Origin of the sequence: Lacibacter sp. H407, assembly GCF_037892605.1 — a bacterium.
In the GTDB taxonomy this organism is placed as follows: Bacteria; Bacteroidota; Bacteroidia; order Chitinophagales; family Chitinophagaceae; genus Lacibacter.
This window is the reverse complement of the sequence record NZ_JBBKTU010000001.1, coordinates 3,713,103-3,734,801: the sequence shown is the minus strand read 5'-3', so window position 1 is coordinate 3,734,801 and position 21,699 is coordinate 3,713,103. Positions and strand designations below refer to the sequence as shown.

13 protein-coding genes are annotated in these 21,699 nt (G+C 39.9%); all 13 read right to left on the bottom strand.

The annotated features are described in order from the left end of the window. Positions 1–29: 29 nt before the first annotated feature. Positions 30–1,619 (bottom strand): type I restriction-modification system subunit M, encoded by a 1,590-nt coding sequence (locus tag WG989_RS16100; protein ID WP_340430965.1) that lies wholly within the window; start codon positions 1,617–1,619, stop codon positions 30–32. Positions 1,620–1,712: 93 nt separating this feature from the next. Further along, positions 1,713–5,603 (bottom strand): hypothetical protein, encoded by a 3,891-nt coding sequence (locus WG989_RS16095; RefSeq protein ID WP_340430964.1) that lies wholly within the window; start codon positions 5,601–5,603, stop codon positions 1,713–1,715. Positions 5,604–5,612: 9 nt separating this feature from the next. Further along, positions 5,613–8,444 carry a type I restriction endonuclease subunit R gene (locus tag WG989_RS16090; protein WP_340430963.1) on the bottom strand — a complete coding sequence of 944 codons (2,832 nt, stop codon included), beginning with the start codon at positions 8,442–8,444 and terminating at the stop codon, positions 5,613–5,615. 1,907 nt (positions 8,445–10,351) lie between these two features. Then, entirely contained in the window at positions 10,352–11,962 is a 1,611-nt protein-coding gene (locus WG989_RS16085) for a Na+/H+ antiporter (RefSeq protein WP_340430961.1), read from the bottom strand. A gap of 111 nt (positions 11,963–12,073) precedes the next feature. After that, positions 12,074–12,682: a nucleotidyltransferase family protein gene (locus WG989_RS16080; protein ID WP_340430960.1), complete on the bottom strand. Its 609-nt coding sequence runs from the start codon at positions 12,680–12,682 to the stop codon at positions 12,074–12,076. Beyond that, positions 12,672–13,829, bottom strand: coding sequence for an XdhC family protein (locus WG989_RS16075; protein WP_340430958.1), 1,158 nt, complete (start codon positions 13,827–13,829; stop codon positions 12,672–12,674). Before WG989_RS16075 ends, WG989_RS16080 begins: the two co-directional genes overlap by 11 nt. 42 nt (positions 13,830–13,871) lie before the next feature. Next, positions 13,872–14,297 carry a c-type cytochrome gene (locus tag WG989_RS16070; protein ID WP_340430956.1) on the bottom strand — a complete coding sequence of 142 codons (426 nt, stop codon included), beginning with the start codon at positions 14,295–14,297 and terminating at the stop codon, positions 13,872–13,874. Positions 14,298–14,364: 67 nt separating this feature from the next. After that, complete coding sequence (locus tag WG989_RS16065; protein WP_340430954.1) at positions 14,365–16,620, bottom strand: xanthine dehydrogenase family protein molybdopterin-binding subunit; 2,256 nt, start codon at positions 16,618–16,620, stop codon at positions 14,365–14,367. 52 nt (positions 16,621–16,672) lie between these two features. Continuing rightward, positions 16,673–17,062, bottom strand: a complete 390-nt coding sequence (locus tag WG989_RS16060; RefSeq protein ID WP_340430952.1) for a putative quinol monooxygenase — start codon at positions 17,060–17,062, stop codon at positions 16,673–16,675. Between the two features lie 47 nt (positions 17,063–17,109). Beyond that, positions 17,110–17,568, bottom strand: a complete 459-nt coding sequence (locus WG989_RS16055) for a (2Fe-2S)-binding protein (protein ID WP_340430950.1) — start codon at positions 17,566–17,568, stop codon at positions 17,110–17,112. Between the two features lie 306 nt (positions 17,569–17,874). Then, entirely contained in the window at positions 17,875–19,980 is a 2,106-nt protein-coding gene (locus tag WG989_RS16050) for a xanthine dehydrogenase family protein molybdopterin-binding subunit (protein WP_340430949.1), read from the bottom strand. A 2-nt stretch (positions 19,981–19,982) separates the two neighbouring features. Continuing rightward, the gene (locus WG989_RS16045; RefSeq protein WP_340430948.1) at positions 19,983–20,450 is read right to left on the bottom strand and encodes a (2Fe-2S)-binding protein; all 468 of its coding nucleotides are present in this window, start codon (positions 20,448–20,450) and stop codon (positions 19,983–19,985) included. A gap of 115 nt (positions 20,451–20,565) precedes the next feature. After that, positions 20,566–21,639: a carboxymuconolactone decarboxylase family protein gene (locus WG989_RS16040; RefSeq protein WP_340430946.1), complete on the bottom strand. Its 1,074-nt coding sequence runs from the start codon at positions 21,637–21,639 to the stop codon at positions 20,566–20,568. Between the last annotated feature and the right edge of the window lie 60 nt (positions 21,640–21,699).

The window sequence follows — 21,699 nt, the reverse complement described above, 5'->3', positions numbered from 1 at the left end:
TAGATAGTTTTATCAAAAAATGATAGTTTTCACCTAATATTTTTTTGATTTACGCTGTTTTTCAACGACTTAACAATATACCCGATCTCTTCTTCCATCATCATCAGCTTGTCTAATATTACATCGGGTTGTTCGTACTGCACAGCCGTGTACTCCACCGGTTTGTAACGGCTGATGCTGAGATCGTATTTGTTCTTTTTAATATCTTCCACATCAACCAATATCACTTTCTTACTGGTTGGTTTGTAGGCAGCAGGTTTGCTTTGCCATTTGTGATACTCTGCAATAATTTCTTTGGTATCATCAGCAGCAATCTTCTGTCGTTTATCATCAAGACTAAAACCATCGGCCTGCATATCGTAAAACCAAACCTTATTGGTAACACCGCCTTTGGTAAACAGCAAGATGGCAGTGCTTACTCCGGCATAGGGTTTAAACACACCGCTGGGCATACTTACAATGCCCTGCAACTGGCAATGATCAACCAACAACTGACGCACCGCTACATGTGCATTGCTGGTTCCAAACAATACACCATCGGGCACAATTACACCGGCACGGCCACCCATCACCAGCAAATCGTAAATGAGTTCCATAAACAGCAACTCCGTTTTCTTGGTCTTGGTTTTAAAACGTGCATTGATATCGCTTTCATCAATGCTTCCTTTAAACGGTGGATTGGCCAGCACTACATCGTACAAATTCCGTTCTTCAAAACTTTTGCTGAGTGCATCGCTGTAAATAAAATGCGGATCATCAATACCGTGCAGCATCAGGTTCATGGCACCAATACGCACCATGGTACTATCGTTATCAAAACCGGTAATGGCTTTACTTTTTAAAAACTTGTGTGCTTTGGCATCGGTTATCTGATCGCCAATAAGATTATGTGCTTTGTCTTCCTCATCGTAGGTAAGAATATCCTTGCTGGTGTTTTGTTCCAGTATATGTTCGTATGCACTTACCAGGAAACCGGCACTACCTGCTGCAGGATCGCAAATGCGTTGACCGATTTTTGGATCAACCATACGTGTAATCATACGGATGATGTGGCGTGGTGTGCGGAACTGTCCGTTTTTACCACTGCTGCTGAGCTGGTTGAGCAGGTACTCATACATATCGCCCTGTACATCGGCATTCTGTTCGCTGATGTGAAGGTCTTCAATAATTTTTACCGCTTCCTGCAACAGCGATGCTTTGGGTATAATACATACGGCATCTTTCATGTATTGGGTAAAGCTGCTGCCATCGTTGCCCATGTTGCGCAGAAAATGAAATACATGATCCCGAACAAAGCCCAGCATTTCTTCGCCGGGCAGCTGGCTCCAGTAACTCCATTTGAGTTTGTCGCCTTGCTTATCGTTTTTTAATTCGGTGGGCAGGTTGCCAACGCCTTCTTCTTTACGCCGCCACTGCATGTAGCGTTCGTATACACTGGTATAGTCTTCTTTTTTGCGTGCTGCTTTACGTGAGCGTGCATTCTCCAGGTCTTCGAGCCGCTTTAGAAAAATGAGATAGCTCATTTGCTCAATGGCTGTTAACGGATTGGTGATCCCCCCGCTCCAGAAACGATTCCAGAGGGCATCTATTTGTGATTTGAGTTTGTTATCGGTGAGCATGGACTGTTGGTTGATTTTGGTAGCGAGCAAATGTAATTCTTATGGGCGTTTGTTGCGTCGCACACTTGTGCAGCAGAAAATTCCTTTAGCAAACTATATCCAAATTTCGTCTGCATCACGATCGCTTTCAGCTTTAATTTTCTTTTCAAGATCTTGTACATGAAGATCAGCCCAGATTCGAACGTTTTCCAAAGGATGATCAACAAGTCTTTTGAATAACATAAGGTCTCTTTCAAGTTTGGGAACTATACTTCCAATCCAAGAGTAAGTACCAATTTTAGCACTTATGTATCCAAGTACCTCTTTGCTTTCACCAAATTGATCAATAAATTTTCTTGCATAAGGATGCCAATCAAAACTTCCATCGCCGTTAGCAAGGTATATTGGTAACAATTCAGCAATTCTTGACACTACTGATAGATTTTTTCCTTTACACCATTCAAAGACGATTTCAAATTTTTGCTTATCACCTTTGAAAAGCAAGCCTTCCGAGTTAGCATAGGCATCTTGTCTTGATCCTAATAAGGATTTGAAATGGAAAGCGGCTAGTCCAAACTCGCTAACATTATTGTATAAATCTGAAACATGCTGCCAAAATGAATCAAAATACTTTTCTTGAATCTTTTCGAGTACTCTATAAAAACTATTCTCTTTACTATAGAATCCTTCAAAGTCTTTGCATTGGTCAATTATTAATGTCAGAATAAAATCTGCAAATTCAGAATCGTCAATTTCATCTAATAGTTTAATGATAGGATCTGACCAATAGTAGTAATCCATCGTGCCCTGCATCGTTTCAAAAATATCTTTACTATCTTCTAGTACTAACTCCCTTATTTTTAATTTGTAGATATCCCATATATCAGGATTGGCATGAGACCATTTCATAAGAGTGAAAAATGAGACTGCCTTTCCCATGTTATCGATTGACCTTAATGTGTCAATTATTAAAACTACTTTGGGAAAATCCAAATGCTTAATTCCCCAACCATATTCGAAGCTTGAAAATTGTGATGTTGGGAAAATTCCCTCTTTTGTTTGTATTAAAAGCTTATTAATTTCTTCAAAAGGAAGTTCAATACTTCTTGCAATTGCAAAAGAGAGATCTCTTATCTGTGTACTTGAAAGAAATTCGTTAAATATTTCAACATGTATTTGCTTGTCATCAACTCCTGACAGTAACCCTATAATTACAGAAATATTTCTCGATTCCTTTGGTATGTCAAGTAGTTTAGATATCAATAGTTTTAGAAGATCTAATTTTTCAGAGTCTGAGGAAATAATTTTTGATAGTGCCTTGCCAAAATTAAATCCCTCATAAATATTCCCAGCTACCAAATTGTCTGAAAGTTCATTCCAGTATTCTTTCTCTTTATAGAAATCATTTGCTACGTTATCAATTTTTTTAAGGAGAGATTCATGCCCACCTTCACTATCCTCCGGGAAATATTCATCTGAAGATGGACTTTGTACATAAATACTAAATTTTTCGAAGAATGATATTGGAGTTAACGATTCAAAAATTCGCTGTAACTCGGCAAGAATGGAAGTATCGAATATCCTTTTAGAATTCAAAACAAATTGGACTTTTTTACGTGCTTCCATTTTATCGATAAGATCTTCATTTATGATCCTTTCTATTACAGGTACTATTATTTGACCAGCTCCTTGAGAACTAAGTCCGTAAAAATTTTCCAATAAAATGTCAATTGCCTTTTCTGAATATTGACCCTTATTGAATGCAAATTCGCTTAGTTTATCAATTGCCTTTTTCCAGTACTCGAAAATTTCTGTTCCACTTGGATTATAGTCGACCAATGGTATAGGATCTCCTTGATCTTCCGCTCCGCCCATTCTTTGGAAGTTACCGACAGCCAAGCTGCTGTTTAGAATTCGAATTCCCAGCATGACATAATTTTCATCTTTAGCCAAACAATATTCCACAATCCTCCAACGTCTTTCTAGGTTTGTGGTGGTGCCAGGAAGAAAAATGTGAAATAGTTGAAGGAACTGATTTGTTGCATTGTTACCAATATTTTCGTTCTCCCCCACCGAGAAAGCAGCCATTACTTTAACAGCTTCATCAAATGTTTCTTCTCTAAAACAAAGCTTTTCAAGTGCCCATACTAAATTTCGTCGGCCTTCTCGAAGCTCCTCGATTTGTAATTTTGAAAGGTTTAAAAAAGCTTTAACCAAAGCTTTTGAACAAGCAGTTGGGTTCACATATACGAATGAGCGGAAGAGGCGTGAACCCACATTACTATTTAAAACTTCCGCTGAACTGAAAACCCCATCGCACAAATCTTTTACTATAATTTGAGCATTTTCTACATGTCTTAAGTATTGAAATTGCTCACAAAAGCTTTCAACGAGATTATTAGCTTTTAAAAACCCGATAATTCTTTGAAACTTGGTGAGGGTACATTGTTTCCACCATTCTTCTGCCATTCGAATAGCTAAAGGTGATGGCCGAAAAGCATAAGTCCTGCCTTTTCGTTCTAGCAGCTGCTTCTCAATAAGGATTTTACAAATCTCTCTAAATTTGTTTCGTTTTAGCTCTGACGATTCTGCCGGATCAGTTGCTTGAACTTTAAAGGCACATAAATCCTCAAATTCGGCTAGATTATCAGCTTGATAAGATAACTCATCATTAAATCCAATTTTTGAGAAAAGACAACATGTATAAATCACTGCTTTACTGTCGTTATCTAATATGAGTTCTCCAAGAATTCTTTCAACCATGTCTCGCCTGCCTAAAGAGCCAGGCTGAGATTTTCCTCTATTCGGATTATTAGCCATTAATGTCGCAAAAAAAGAAATGCCACTTGAAAAATCAACCAATAAATCTTTTTCGGCATCATCAAGCTCTGAGAAATTATTTGCTAGAATTTTTGTAACAGTTTCTTTACATTGCTGATTATCGATAATTAGCATTTTGGTTATACCGTCAGTATCAACTTCTTCAACTCTTTCATCTGGGTTAATACTAACTGTAATTAGACTTAATTTGCTATTTACGTTTGTAATTATTGGAACAAGATCTGAATGTAATTGCTTTGGACAATTATCAATAATTAATATCCTATTCTCGTTATTTTGAACCAATTTTTTGACGGCCTTTAATATATTTTTATCATCATCTTCTTTTAAGTCAACATATAAAATTTTATTAGTTATTTCTTCAGGAATATTTTCGCCATTATGTTTAAAGCATTCAAATAGCAACCTAGTCTTACCTATTCCAGACAGCCCACAAATTCTATAAACAGTTTTGGCGATGTTTAAGGTTCTTATTTGCGAAAAAACATCTTTTATATAGTCGGTAATTTCAAAAGGAAAATCACGTTTCAATACCTTTTCCCATATTATCCAATTATAGAAAGGTTCGAACTGAGGTTTTTGACGTTCGAGTTCTGTTTGAAGAATCAACTTAATACGTTCTTTTAAACCTGTTACTAATTTTTTTCGTTCGAGAAGACGTTGTTCGTTCGAAGTAGAGTCACTATACTCATACTCAATTGGGAATCTACTTTGTTTTATATCGAAATTTAATTGGTTAGGTGATCCATAAAATGTATTCATTATTGTTACTACTCGCTCTGACCCTTTTACAGCTCCCTTTGCAATTCCTAGTTCCTCCGCAACATTTGTTGAATAAACCCCCTCTTGGACCCATTTGTTTTTACCCAAGAGCTTCTCTTTTAAAGTTCTTTTTGCATTTTCCTCATCTGTATCAATGTATGCGACGTACGAAATATCTCCTACAAAAATGTCACAAAAAAGCAGCTTCTCTTCAATTGTAGTAGGAATATTCGGAAGCCCAGGCACATCTTTTGTATCACGATCAATATAAAAGTCTGGACTATCGTCCTTCATTTCCCTTTTTAATTGTTTAATAGCTTCCTTGAGACACTCTTCGATAAAATACTTATTATACTTTACTTGGGTTTTACTTTGCCAAGAATAAAAAATTTTGAACGCCATAAAATATATTTATGCAATTAATCTTTTCGTTAGTTCCAATATCTCTTCCACTTCATCCTCACTAAATAGTTTCTCCACCGCATTTAATCCAAAATTGGTAAACGGTGCTTCATACAAATCGCCTACTTCAATACGGCGCTTCTGTACATACACGGTTTGCACGGTACGCAGGAAACGGGTTTGGTCTGCATTGTACCGGTGTTCCAGTATAAAGGCATCAAAAGCTTTACGTACTACATCGGCAAACTCCGGCAAATGCTCCAGCTTCAATATGTATTTGAGAAAATCGGTTAAGGCACCTACCCGCACACCAAATGCTTTCAGCATATTGTCTTCGGTCAACGTCAGTTCATCACTCCGTAGTTCGGTTTCAAGTGTATGTTCAAGTTCCAGTAAATCGTTAATGGTAACGGCTTCGTTGCGTAACAGTTTTTGGATGGTAGGGTGTTCTGCCGACAGTTGCTGGATGCGTTCTTCAATTTTCTTCTTGTACTCTTCCACCATCAGCTTTTGTCCGCCCTTGTTTACAATCACCCATTTACGGCTTTCAATTACATCATCCAGCCCCAGTTCAATAACCATGGGTGGTTGCTCCCGTTTGTATTTCATTAAAGGAGCTAAGGTTTTACGGGCTTCGTCAATTTGTGCAGTCGTTATATGTTCCCACCATGTAACACCAAGCATATCGTTAATTAAACCGGCATGTGGTGCTATTTGTGGCAGGTTACGTGGTAACAGATCTACTTCCGCCTTTATGTTGGCTGCAGCAGCTTCCACGTCTTTCTGTTGAAGTAATGAATAACTGATGCGTTCCATCTTGGAAATAAAGAAAGCCTCTGCCAAATTACCTGCACTTGCAAAACGTAATAATGGCCCCACCTTCATACGCAGAAATTCGATTTTCGGAATATTCAGGTATTGCCACCACTCTTCTTCAAATACATCCCGTATGTCTTTGAGTTGCTGTTTTACTGTAAAAGAATCTAATGGCAGTTTGGCAATATCAGCACGTAAATCAGCAATTACACGTTTTGCATCTACACTTTGCTGATTACCGATTACTAATTCCAGTTTCGATAATCGTGTATTAAAGATGGTTACCAGTATAGGTATTTGTTGTGCACCCTCCTGTTCATCTTTCGGCATCATATTGAAATGCTCGAAGTTTTGCCAGTAATCAATAATCAGAAAATTCTCTTTCTTATAACCGGGTATCCATTGTTTGTTTTTACATGCTTCATCACTACGAGTACCCCGGCCTATCATTTGCCAGAACTTTATCTGGCTGCCTATCGGTTTCATAAAAGCAAGATTCATTACTTCCGGTACATCAATACCTGTATCAAGCATGTCTACCGATATAGCAATACGTGGTACTGATTCTGTTTCAAATTGCTTTAATAAGTCTTTATTACGTTCTGTTTGAGAAGTGATGACACGTGCCAGCAGACCCTTATGTTCAGGATACATTTCATTAAAGGCTTCTTCAAGCCTCAATGCATGTTTATGGGTAATGGCAAATACAATGGTTTTTGCAGGTAATTGCCCTCCTGCATCCTTATAGCACATGTCCATATATTCGGCCCATTGCCGTTTCAGTGTATCCTTATTCGTTACTTTCTTTTCAAGGTCGGTCCCTTCATAATCGATGTTTTCAGGATCGATGCCTCGTTCACGTAACGTCTGCTGATCTTCTTCCGATAAATCAAGACCCTTTATACCATTTCGCTGAAATCGTGTTTGTGCTGCATATACATTATAATCGGCCAGGTACCCTTCTTTTACAGCATCGTCGTATTTATATAAAAACGTAGGCGCTGCACCATCTGTTTCAAAGAATTTAAATGTATTGCGATCAATGAAATGGGCAGGTGTTGCAGTAAGGCCTATTTGTACTGCATCGAAATAAGCGAGTATATCACTGAATTTATTATAAATCGACCTGTGACACTCATCTGTTATTATTAAATCAAATGCAGCAGGTGAAAACTGCTCATAACATAATTCAAGTGTTTGTAAAGTGGATACTAGTACTCTTGCGCCACGTATTTTAGTAGCTTCTTTCGGATCGTCTAATAAATAGGTTCGTATACGTTCCCTGCTTTCAGCAGGTATATGTTCTTTAAAGCCTTTTGTGAGTGCCTGATCAACCAGACTATCACGATCTGCAAGAAATAATACTTTCTGTGCATGACGGGCCTTCAGAAACACATCAATCAAAGCCATTACAGTACGTGTTTTTCCAGTACCCGTAGCCATTACTAATAATGCCTTGCGTTTCTTACGTAATTCGATGTGTTCGCCTATACGTCGTATGGCTTCTATTTGATACGAACGATTAACAATTGTGTCCTTGATTTTTATACTGGAAAGCTCCTGACGGTTTTGCTGCAGAAATAATAAACGTTCGAGGTCTTCTTTATGGAAAAATCCTGCTACAGGACGATCAGGGTAATGTACAGAGTCCCAAAACCAGATATCATCGCCATTACATAAAAAACCATACGGACGAAAAGACTGCTTGGCTTCAATTTTTGTAATGTATTGTAATAACTGTTCTTTCCCTACCCTTGCATCACGTTTGGTACGTTTTGCTTCTATTACTGCCAGCACTTCGCCATTATCACGAAATAAACAATAATCAGTAATACCATTTATGGGAGCAGCATCATAGCCATCTACAGGAATTTCGAAACCTACAGAACGTCGGTCGGCAAGGTTCCACCCAGCCTTTTCAATAAGGGGGTCGATTATATTATACCGGGTTTCTGATTCATTTAATAAACTATGTAACGACATAGGTGAAGAACAGGATTGGCGACAGGGCTCAATATAATTCATAAAGCTGAATTAATGAAATACCCGGGAGTATTTACATAGTGTGGATCATATACCTGAAATAATAATGCCCCTCATTAATTATAACAAAACACATTATTTCAGGAACGATCTTACTGATACTTATTGTATGTAGTAATGATGCTTACAAGTATATAAATAAGCTTCCATTGTTTACGATTACCTGATGAGTGGCATCTGGTAAATAAATCAAGGGCTGGTAAATTGATATAGTCTCCGGCTGCTATGGTATTAGTATCTAAGCATAGAGTATTATTTGCATACTATTTACTTGCGTTTATGCTGTTATCATACCTCTTTTATTACATGCGCATTTTTAATCGCTGATTAAGGGGCTATACTATAATCTGTATAGTTACTGATACTGTATTTGGAAACAGCAGGTATTTATTCAGTATTGCTGCATATCTATTTTGGAAATGGCATTTCAATCAGCAAATGGATAAACATGGCGAATTGCTGATTATGTGATTTAAAAGCCTTCTTGCAGCTCTAATTCCTTATTGAATTATACTATAGTGTAATTTTTTAGGGATTTTGCTGATTTACATTATGGTGTAATTATTTTGTTGTTCGGCTCAGCTAATGCCTTTCCCGGGGGAATAAACACCTAACGTTTTAGATCAAAGTTGTTGAATTGCTTTTCCCATTGGTGCAACGTGCGTTTCAAAAATTCCATGTAGTCTTGAGCAATAGGTCGTGTTGAAGAAAGAAATTGTTTACTCCGTCTGTCGAACATGGCTTCTCCAAATTCTGAGGCAGAGAACACGCACCTGTTTCTGCAAGCTGAGTACGTGCAGGAAACATGAACCTCGCCCGGATGATGAAACATATATAAAGCTGTCAACTCTGTGCCATTTGATTCACCCTCTTCGTAAGCAACGGGTGGCAGCACAGGAATATCTGTGTCATAGAGGGAGGAAAGGGGAAATGTAGTGTGCATGATTAAATTTAGTAAAAACCGGCTTGTTGGGAAAGCAAGAGTAAAAATCCATTTTGAATTGAAATTTATTTTTTTCTCAGGTGAGTCTCTTCCAAGCTTTTGTCATATCCCTAGGACTTGCCGAATCCAATATTTTTTATAGCAATTTTTTTCAAAGGTAATTAAAATATTTGCAGCAGGGTAAAACGGCGAGTCCCTCAGCCAGCGCACGAAAGCCATTACAGAGATTCACCTGAGAATAAGTGTCAATTCGTGTAGTTTCATGGCTTTCTAACTCCGGGGGTCGGTGGAGGCAATACACCGAGCCGACAAAAGTGAGGCATTTATCATATACAAAATTGTCATCCTACTAAGGCAAATATTGTGAGCAGGGCAGAATCCTTTTTCATTTTTTGATCAGCTTGTCTAACTGTATAATATATCCTTCGAAGTCGCAATTGCCGGCTCCCTTTCGCCATACTTTTCCAAAGGGCACAAGGGTTTCAAAAATCTGCTGCTCTGGTCGCCCCGTGCCGCAAGGCGTTCATAGTATACTTCGATAGTGGTAAACCCAATTTTCTGAATAACACTGGCAGCCGGACTTACCTCGGGTATTTTTAATTGAGCCGAAGCTGAATAAACCGTTATCGGAACCAAAATAAAATGAAATAGTCGCATGTGATTTTGTTCGATGATAGAGAGCTGGAGTAAGTCGAGGGCTGGCTGATGCTCGGACTGCTTGGTTTAGGTTTTGTAGTGGCTTGTTTACAACCCCAGCAAGTAACACCACTGCTGAACCATTTCCCACTGATGCAGATGTCTTATCGAAGCTTAACAGCAAAATCGATTAAATGTTTCAAGTCGTCTATCAAAACGTTCGAACTTGGACTAGTCTTGGGCACGAATAAAATGGATAGATCGAAATTAGTTTCGGTTTGTCCATTTTTATTTTCGCTTTATCCCATCCTTACGATTCCGGAATTTGTTTTTCACGCATTTTTAATTCTTCAATGTCAATCAACGATTGATATTTTCTGATCAGGTCTTCATCAAACTCAGCTTTGTGATTCATTTTGTGCAGCAGCTTTCGTTGTTCATCCAGCAAATCAAGATAAACTACCTGAAAGTTTTTTAACGAGGGATCGTTTCCGTTATATGTTTCATCAAGTGCCCGGCTGAAATAATCCAGCTCGGTTTTTAATTTTGCTTTCAGATTATTGAAATGTTCATTATCCAGCAAGTGTGCTTCTTGTTTTTCTTCTAAGTATAACAACGAATAATGTGCCATTTTCTTTTGAATGATCTTCTCCTGATCTTCTTCCGACAATTCACCTTCCCGCTCACCTACATTCACTTTACGAATTACCCAGGGCAATGTGAGTCCTTGCAGAACCAATGTTACAAGAATAACGATAAACGTAATAAAGAGGATGAGGTTACGATGTGGAAATGGCTGCACTTGATTGATGTACAACGGGATTGAAAGTGCAGCGGCCAACGATACCACACCACGCATGCCCGACCATCCAAAAATAAGCGGCCCCTTCCATCCGGGATTTGCATCAGCAACGGTGATAAAACGACTGATGAAACGGGTAAATAACGATGCACCAAACGTGGAAGCAAGTCGTACAACGATCAATACAGCTGACACTGCAAGGCCGTATCCAATTGCTGCGCCAAGACTTACATCGCCCAGCTGTTCTGTAACAGTTGGAAGTTGAAGGCCAATGAGAAAAAAGATCAAGCCATTCAATACAAACACAATGCTTGTCCAAACATTTACACCTTCAATTCTGCTGCGATAGCTGAGCATTTGCTGTCGTTTGCTTGATAGCAAAAGTCCGCCGCATACCACCGCCAATACACCTGAAAAATGAAACGATTCTGCTGCATAATACATGCAGTAAGGAGTAACCAATGTTAAAAGAATATCGATGCTCGGTGTGGTTGGTAACCAACGGTGAATAGCATAAAAAATAAGTCCGATACCAATACCAATAACAGCTCCCATGATAATTACAAGTACGAAACTTGTGGCTGCTTCCTGCAAATGAAACTGACCGGTAATGACGGCCGCCAACGCAAACCGAAATACAATGAGTGATGAAGCATCGTTCAATAAACTTTCGCCTTCTGCTATACTTACCAACAGCTTTGGTGCTTTTACCTGTCGGAGAATGGTTGTTGCAGAAACTGCATCAGGTGGCGAAATAATTCCGCCTAACAAAAAACCAAGCGCCAATGTAAAACCGGGAATAATGGCGTTGGATGCAAATGCAACTACACAGGAAGTAATGATAACAATGGGAAAAGCAAAGCTCATGATGATGCGTCGCCATTTCCAGAATTCTTTCCATGATGTTTGCCAGGCTGCTTCGTATAGAAGTGGTGGAAGGAAGATGAAAAAGATCAATTCGGGGTCGATGGTAATATGCGAAAAAGCTGTTACAAAGCTCAGCGCCAATCCACCCAGAACCAAAACGATCGGGTAAGCGATACGCAATTTGTTCGCCAGCATCACCAGCGCTATAATGATCAGGACCAGATATACATAATCGATAAACAGGCTATGCATGCAGCAGTTTTTTACAGATAAAAATAACAAAAGCCTGTCATCGGCTATTCACTAAATTTCAATCCATCTGATATGGCAGGCATTTACGTTGTGGAAATTCGATCCTTACGATTATTGGAGCGAAAGATTGTTGTAATCATCAATCGTGTCAATATCAATATGTCCCTTGGGAAAGGGAACAAATGCTGTTTCGTGCAAGTATTTCCGCACCAGGCTCTTTGCACCAACATCACCTTTTAGTTGTAAGAGCTCCCGGAAAAACGTTTTATGAAACAATACCGGCGTACCAAATGTATCCAGGTATTTAGCAGCAACAATTTTACTTCCATTTGTACGATGTGCATCAAGCAATTGATCCAGCAACTCTGCTGTTGTAAATGGTTGATCGGCGACCATAAAAATAACAGCTTCTGTTTGTGGATATATAGAAGTGAGCGTATTTAATCCGAAACGAATGGTTGATGCCATGCCTTCTTTCCATTCGTTATGGACAATGATTTTGATCGCTGTATCGCTGATTGAGGATTGAATCAGATCAGCATTAGCTCCCAGCATAACCGTGATTGTTTCAACCGCAGATGCCCGTGCTACATCAATGCTGTGTTGCAGCAAATTTTTGCCGGCATAGGGCAATAATTGTTTGGGAGAACCAAGGCGTGATGATTCGCCTGCAGCTAAAATAATGATACTACTATTTATGGGATGGTTATCAACTGCCATTAATGACACTGTTCTGTATGTTCAATTCATTACGGCTATGAATACCCGCAGATCGGTTACGCAGAAAACTTCCGTTGCGATCAGCAAACACCGCTTTGATTTCTGCCAATACGGACAATGCAATTTCTTCGGCTGCTTCTGCTCCTATATCAAGACCAATTGGTCCAAAGATCTTGTTTTGTTGTTCACCGGTTACCGTAATACCTTCTTCTTTTAACTCATCGAACATGCGCTCCAAACGTTTCTTTGGCCCGAGTGTACCAATGTATCTGCAATTGATGGGCAATAATAATTTCATCATTGCCAGATCATACTTGTAGTTGTGCGTCATTAACAAAAATACTGTCCATTCATCCGGTACAAGTTGTTGGAACACATCGGCAGGTTTTCCGGTGATCAATTGATGCACGTTGGGAAAGCGTTGCGTATTTGCATGGGTGGCTCGCCCGTCGGCAACGGTTATCTGCCAGCCCAGCACCTTCGTCATTTCTACCAAGGGAAAAGCGTCGTTTCCTGCACCTACAATGATCAATGAAATGGGTGGTTGCAATAATTCGATAAAGGCAGTTAATTCAAAATCTGTGTATTCTTTTATAGCTGATGTTCCGGCTTCGAGTACAGATGCTGCATCGTCTTGAACGATGGTTTGCAGTACTGCATTTTCAATCTTGCTGTAAGAGCTTTCTGCATCCAGAAAAAAACAAGTACCGGGTTGAGGGCCATGAAAATTGTGTAATGAAAATAAGGTAGCCAAAACGGTTTCTCTTCTGTATAACTGCGCCCGTTCCAGCAATGCGATCGGGTTGTTTTCATCGTTTGCATCAATGGGCTCAAACAAAATATGCACAATGCCATTGCAACCTAACTGAACTCCAAACGCAACATCGTCTTCATCCAATGTATTGTAAGTAACTAATTTGTTTTGTTGCTGATGAATAGCCAGCAATGCTTTGCGAAGTGCATCTCCTTCCAGGCAGCCGCCGCTGATAGCACCCGTCATTCTTCCATCTTCTTCCACCAACATACGTGCACCCGGTCTCCGGTACGACGAACCTTCCACATACACAACAGTTGCAAGAGCTGTTTTATGTCCCTTTTGTTGCGCCAGTTGAAAGGCATTGATAATTTCGTTGATCTCTTTCAGCATCCTGTGTTCAAAAAGAATTTTAAGCCGAAATAATTTTCTGGCTTAATACTTTGTATAATCTTTTGATGGTGCTTTTAAACCTGCTTTGATCTCTGTTGGAAGTATTGGAGCAGCTTTATTCCCCCATGAATTACGAATGAAATTTAATACATCCGACGCTTGTTGATTCGATAAAGCAACGCCTGGCATTTCGCTGTTATATTGTACACCGTTTACTTTCATTGGTCCACGTACACCCAACAACACCACCTTGATCAATCTGTTTTTATCTTTCAAGTAATCCGACTTTGCTAATGGCGGAAACACTTCTGCAATTCCCTCCCCTTCTACCATATGGCAGGATGCACATTGTGTTGTATAAACTTTTTCTCCACGGGCAATACTCGCTTTCAAATCAAACGTCTGATTGAAAGAAAAGAGTGTGAAAGCGAATGTAGAGATGAAAAAAGTTACGAGTATCATTTTCATATGATGTGTCTGTTTAATTGCGTTTATGATTCTTGCAAATCTAATGCCCGTTTGCTGATTTAAAATGTTATGATTTTTTTTGAAGATCATTTGAAAAAGGCTGATTGTAAAAACGCTTCTTTTCACTTTTATACAATGCATTGGCAACTGCTGCAAATATTGGCGGGAAAGGCGGTTCACCTAACCCAGTTGGATTGATATCGTTCTGTACAAAATGCACATCGATCTTTTTCGGTGCTTCCCGATGACGAATCATTCTGTAACGGGTGAAATTATTCTTCTCAGGAACGCCTTCTTTAAAGGTGAGTTCACCATACAATGCATTACCTATTCCATCTACAACACAGCCTTGCACCATATTAGCAGCTGCATCAGGATTAATTACAATGCCACAGTCAACTGCACTTGTCACCCGTTCTACAAATGGTTGTCCGTCTTTCTTTACAATATCAACCACATGTGCCGCATAAGAATTGTGACAGAAATAAGCAGCCACACCACGACTGTATTGTTTGTTTGCTGCACTACCCCAACCCGATTTTTCTTTCACCAGTTTCAACACTTCTGCATATCTGTCTGCATCATACTCATTGTTTTTACCAACAGGATTTTCTTTTGCCCGTTTCAATAATTCCAATCTGAATTCAATCGGATCTTTTCCCATCACTTCTGCTACTTCATCTAAGAACGATTGCTCGGCAGCTGCATTAAAATTAGAACGTGGTGCTCTGAATGCACCAATCGTTATGTTAGAAGGTATTTCCCAACCTTCAGCTAAATAATTATCAACTGCACCTGCAGGAAACCTGTTTGCATGAATGGGATGTTCAGGAATACCGCCACCTTTTACATGAAACGCAATTAAATTTTTATTTGCATCAAACGCTGCACGGTAAGTGGCTGTGTACATCGGGCGATAAATGCCATAGGTCATATCATCTTCTCTGCTGTACACCAATTTCACAGGCGCTTTTACTTTTCGGGAAATGAGTGCTGCTTCTGTAAACGTATGTCCATATGCTCTTAAACCAAAACCACCACCCATGCGGGTGATCTGAATTTCAATTTTATCAGCCGGCAGATTCAACGCTTTTGATAAGGTCGGTTCAATCCAACCGGCAGCCTGGTGCGGCCCAACGATCAATGCTTTCTCATCTGTAACATGCGCAAAGCAATTCATCGGCTCCATACAATTGTGCGCTAAGAACGGTGCGTTGTAAGTGCGTTCAATCACCTTCGCTGCATTTTTAAATGCTGTTTCAGGATCACCATCTTTTCGTAACAGTTGCGCAGGCTTGCTTGCATATTCTTTCATTTTTGCAAGATGCGTGGCTGTACTTTCCAATGCACCCGGCACAACAACTTCTCTCTTTCCGCCTCTGCCTGCCATTGTATCTTTTGTATCGCCTTTCGGTTCCCAGCTTACTTTCAATTTTTTACGGGCATTCATTACTTCCCATGTTGTTTTACCAACAACTACCAGCAGATCGTTGAACGTACGTGTATCGAAACCGGCCTGCTCATATCCATCTTCATACAACTTCAATGTAAACACATCTTTGATGCCCGGCATTTTCAATGTTTCACTTGCATCAAACGATTTTACTTTCATACCGAATGCAGGCGGATGTTCGATCATGGCGATCAATGTTCCTTCCTGTGTATAATCTAATCCAAACAGCGGCTTACCTGTTACGATCTTCTGCCCTTCTACATTCTTTTGTGAGTTTCGTACAACAGTAAAATTCTTTACATCTTTCAGCTTCACATCTTTTGGAATAGGAATACCTGCCGCTTTGGATGCGAACTCACCATAGGTTCCTGACTTACCTGTTTTCTCGTGATAGATCATTCCTGCTTTGGTTGTAAGTTCTTCAACAGGAACATTCCATGTTTGCGCTGCTGCTGTCAGCAACATACTTCGTGCTGCTGCACCTGCATCACGCAAAGGTTTCCAATACATGCGAACGGAATTACTGCCGCCGGTAAATTGCGGACCAAGTTTTGTATTGTCGTGTGGCCCCATTTCTACCACTACTTTTTTCCAATCTACATCCAACTCTTCCGCTACGATCATTGGTAATGTGGTCATCACATTTTGTCCAAACTCAGGATTGGGATTGAATATTTTAATGATGTTATCGGATGTTATTTTGATATAACCTGTTAACTCATGCCAGTCAGCAGGTAGATCGGCCGGATTTATTTTATCCTCGAGACTGAACTCTGCCAATCCGCTGAAACTGATCATGAGACCACCACCTGCAAGAAAGGATGATTTTAAAAATGCTCTTCTGTTATAATCGGTTTTGAACTTTTCCATTGTTGATGACTTTAAAAATTTAAAATTCAGCAGACCTTCTGTTAAGTATATTTTACTTTTTTAATTTTCGAAATATGTCAACCATCGTTTCTGAATCGATATTGTTCATGTCAACAAGTTTCAACGACTTTACCATTTTAAGCGTACTTGTTTTATACTTTAGGAAATGAGCTGTCTTTAAATGTGCCTCATAAGCTTCCCGATTTGCATATATTTCTAAAATCCGCACCTGCGTTGGATTCGCCTTTTGATACATAGGATAAATAGCAATAACGCCTGGTTCCAGTTGAACTGAAGCCCTGGATTCTTCCTTAAGGATTGAATTATATTCTTTCAGATAGTTTGAATCTATTTCAATTTCGGATATACGAATCATCATGTCTTTTGATTGCGCAAAGACGTTACTGTATGTGAAAATCAAAAAAACTAATACATATTTCATTGAAAGGAAGCTTGAAAAATTTTATTGAATACCAGGTTCAACTCATCTTACTTTTGTTTCGCTGCCGTTTTAATAGCCTCTTTAATACGCAGGTAAGTTCCGCACCTGCAAATATTCCCACTCATAGACGCTTCAATCTGTGCATCGGTTGGATTGGGATTGCTTTTCAATAACGCAGCGGCTGTCATGATTTGCCCCGTTTGACAATAGCCGCACTGCGCCACATCCTGTTCTATCCATGCTTTCTGTACAGGATGATCGCCGTTTTCACTCAATCCTTCAATGGTGGTGATCGATTTTTTTGAAACTGCTGAAACGGGCAACATACAAGAACGTACAGCAACATTGTCGAGCATGATGGTGCAGGCACCGCATTGTGCAACGCCGCATCCGTATTTGGTTCCAACTAAATTTAAATGCTCTCTCAACACCCAGAGTACAGGTGTTGCAGGATCCACATCAATTGAAACAGATTTACCGTTTACGTTTAAACTGATTACTGGCATAGCGAAATACTTTTATGAAAGTTAGTTACTTTTTTGCAGGTTGTTTTCTAAGTAAGAATAACATACAACCTTTTTTTAAGTTCGTTCTTGAAAATTGATTTGTTGAAACGCAATCAAACAGTTCATCCCGGTTATAAAAGACAGGCTGAAGTATCGTGATTGCATACACGCACTAAAATTCCTAAGTTTTTCTGTTTGAATGGTATACAGATTACGGATTTACCTACCATAATTACTGATTCGATTGTCCGGTGAACAATCGAATCAGTAATTGATGCAAATCAACGTAAAGTAATGAAGGCCTATCTAAGCCAACTGCTCAGCAAAAGGAAGCTTACGTAATCGCTTTCCTGTTGCGGCAAAGATTGCATTGGCAAGTGCTGCCGCTATAGGCGGCAACGCCGGTTCACCTAAACCGGTTGGCGCTTCATCCGATTCTACAAATTGCACGTCTATTTCCGTTGGCGCATCTTTCATGCGTAAAAACTTATAAGTATGAAAATTTGTTTCTGCCACAGCGCCATTCACAAACGTAACTTTCGGGAACATGGCATGACTGATGCCATCTACAATGGAACCCTGCACCTGGTTTTCTGCACCGCTCAAATTAATTACACGACCGCAGTTTACTGCACAATACACTTTCTTCACCTTCGGTTGTCCATCCACCATTTGCACATCCACCACCTGCGCTACATAAGAACCAAACGAAAACCAGGTGGAGAAACCTCTGAATAAGCCGGGTGTTTTTGAACCCCACTTACTCATCTTCGCAACAAGATCAATTACACTTTTGTATTTCTCCGGATCGTAATTAATTTTTCCAACAGTTTGCTCTTTTGCTTTTTTCAACAACTCTAAACGGAATGCTATCGGATCTTTTTTCAATGCAGTGCAAACTTCATCCATAAAACTTTCAGCAACATAGGCCAATGTATTTGCACCGGGCGCTCTCCACCAACCTGTTGGCGTATTGCTGGTAAAGCCTTGCCCTTCGGCACGATAGTTTGCAATTGCACCAGCCACATAACTGTCGCCACGCACACCCCGACCAATACCAATGCCTGATTGATGCCATGATAATAAGTTATCGGATGAAAGTGCTGCACGGTAACGCCACATTTCTGCAGGACGATAAAAATCATTCTGCATATCATCTTCACGAGTCCATTGTACTTGCACAGGACTTTGTGCTGCAGCTGAGATCAACGCAGCTTCCACTCCATTATCAGTCATTAACTTTCTGCCAAAACCTCCGCCTTGTCGGGGCGATGAAATGGTGATATTTTCTTCAGCTATACCTAATTGTTTTGATACTTCTGTTCTTACAGCACCGGGCACTTGTGTTGGACCAAACAATTCCACTTTACCATCTTTCACATTCGCATAAAAATTAAGCGGCTCCATTTGTCCGTGCGACAGTGTTGGTATTTCGTATGTAACATCAAGAATTTTTGCAGCACCTTGTTTTGCTGCTTCAACATCTCCATCATTCCTGGCGGGTTCTGTTGGCGCAGGTTTTTCAAGTGCCTTTTTAAACGTTTCAAAATGTTCGGCACTGTTCTCCAGCTTTTCACTTGCATTCCATTGAATCACCAATGCATCTCTTCCTTTTTTTGCAGCCCATGTTGATGTTGCAAGCACAGCCACTGCATTCTTGATCTTCACTACTTTTTTTACGCCTTCAATTTTCAATGCAGCTGCATCGTTTACGTCGCCCAATGTTTTTCCATAAGCAGGCGCACGGCTTACCATAGCGAACAACATTCCTTCTCTTCTTGTATCAATGCCAAACAACGGCTGACCGGTTACAATTTTATGTGCATCTACATCTTTCACTCTTGTGCCGATCAACTTAAATTCTTTCGGATCTTTTAATGTTGGTTTAGCAGGTACTTCCAATTTCGCAGCTGCAGATGCTAACGATGCATAACTCAATTTTTTTCCACTTGCTTTATGTATCACTTCTCCATTTTCAACGGTACACTCCGTTACAGGAACATTCCATTGTTGCGCCGCAGCAGTCGTCAACATTTCACGTGCGGTTGCTCCCACAGTACGCAACTCTGTAAATCGTCCTCTTACTGATCCGCTGCCACCTGCAGTTTGTCGGCCCATTTTACTATGTAATGGTGCCAATTCAACTTTTATTTTTTTCCAATCAACACCCAGTTCTTCTGCAATGATCATTGGCAACGATGTTTTTACACCCTGACCAATTTCGGGGTTTGGTGCTAATAATACAATGGAACCATCCGCAGCAATTGTGATGTAAGCATTCGGCGTAAAGATCATTTCTTCCAACGCCTTTGCTTCTGCCGGCAGGTTGAGCAAACTAAAACTGATGAGCATACCACCACCTGATAAAGCAGATACTTTCAGAAAATTTCTTCTTGAATGTGTTGTTGCCATAATTATTTTTTGCTTTGTGTTTTGGCTGCTAAATGTATTGCTTTGCGAATGCGGACATGTGTTCCGCATCTGCAGATATTTCCCGACATCGCATTGTCAATGTCCTGATCGGTTGGTTTTGGATTGCGTTTTAACAAGGCAGCCGCACTCATGATCTGGCCCGCCTGGCAATAACCACACTGCGACACATCAAGTTCTTCCCATGCCTGCTGCAACGGATGATCACCCTTTTCGCTTAACCCTTCAATGGTAACAATTGCATTATTTTTTACAGATGAAACCGGTAATGAACAGGAACGTACGGCGTTACCGTTTAAATGGACAGTACATGCACCACATTGTGCCATTCCGCAACCGAATTTTGTACCAACCAGATTTAAATGATCACGCAGCACCCATAACAAAGGTGTTGCCGGATCAACATCAACCGATAGCGTTTTACCATTTACATTCAAATTGATAGCTGCCATAATGGAATACTTTTAGGGAAGTTAGTTATTCTCAAAATATAAAAACGTAAAACCAACGACAATTATATGAATGACTGTTTTGTGGAGATTAGCGGGAACAGTGTAAAAAGAATTGCTATTTGTTATTGCTTCTGTACTCTTCGTCCGTCACCGGCTTCAACCAAACGACAGCGCTTTTTTGCGTGTTGGTAATGGCAACCTGAACAAATGCGGAGTCAACACTTGCGCCATGCCAATGAACAACATTTGGCGGACACTTTACAGTATCACCTTTACGCAGGATCTTTTTTGGACTTCCTTTCTCCTGGTAATACCCTACTCCATCGATCACCAATAAAATTTGTCCTCCCGGATGATAATGCCAGTTTGTTCTTGCCCCGGGTTCAAACGTTACATTACCTACTGATGTTTGATTAAGACTATCGCTGGCAACAAGCGGTTGCAGATAAGCAGTGCCCGTGAAATTATTATTTGTGATCTTATCTCCTGTCGGGAAAATGTGTGCAGGCAACTTGTTGTTATTTGTTTCATGAATAGGTATTGCAGTTGGATTTTGTTTCAACACAGTCTTTAATACTTCATTTGCAGCAATGCCATCTTTTGTAGAGACTTTTGTGTGAATGATGGAAACTAAGTCAACAAGTTGCTGCTCGGTCAATCCGTTATAGATGCCTACATTGAAATGAGAACGTAACTGATTTTCTGCGCCACCCAATCCGGCCAACGCAGCAATAGTAGCGATCTCTCTTGTTTTCCAGTCGATATTATCCCGCCCAAAAATATCGCCAAACAAATGCTCTTTTAAAAACTGATCAATGGCGGGTGCAAACGTATACACTTCACCCTTTACAGGTTGCCCAACAAGTTTGGTTTGCATTTCGGTACCGAATTGAAGCTTGCTTTGATTTGTTGGCAATGGCTTGGGTTCTTTGCCCTGCACATCATTGATGCCTTTTTGTTTACGTTCTTTCAATACACTCATAAAACTGTTGAGTGCATTTAAGCTGCGTGGAAATCCGGCGTAAGCATATAACTGCACCAAAACTTCTTTCACATCATTCACCGTTAAACCGGCATCTAATCCATCATTCAATGCTTTATGCAATTGCAGCTGATCTCCTTTGGCTGTAAATGCTGAAATGAGAACAATGCTTTGCTGTTTCTTATATAAGCTTTCGTTTGTATGCATCGATTGCTGAGCATTTACTATAATAAAACAAGATGCAAACAATATCAGAACTGCGAAAAA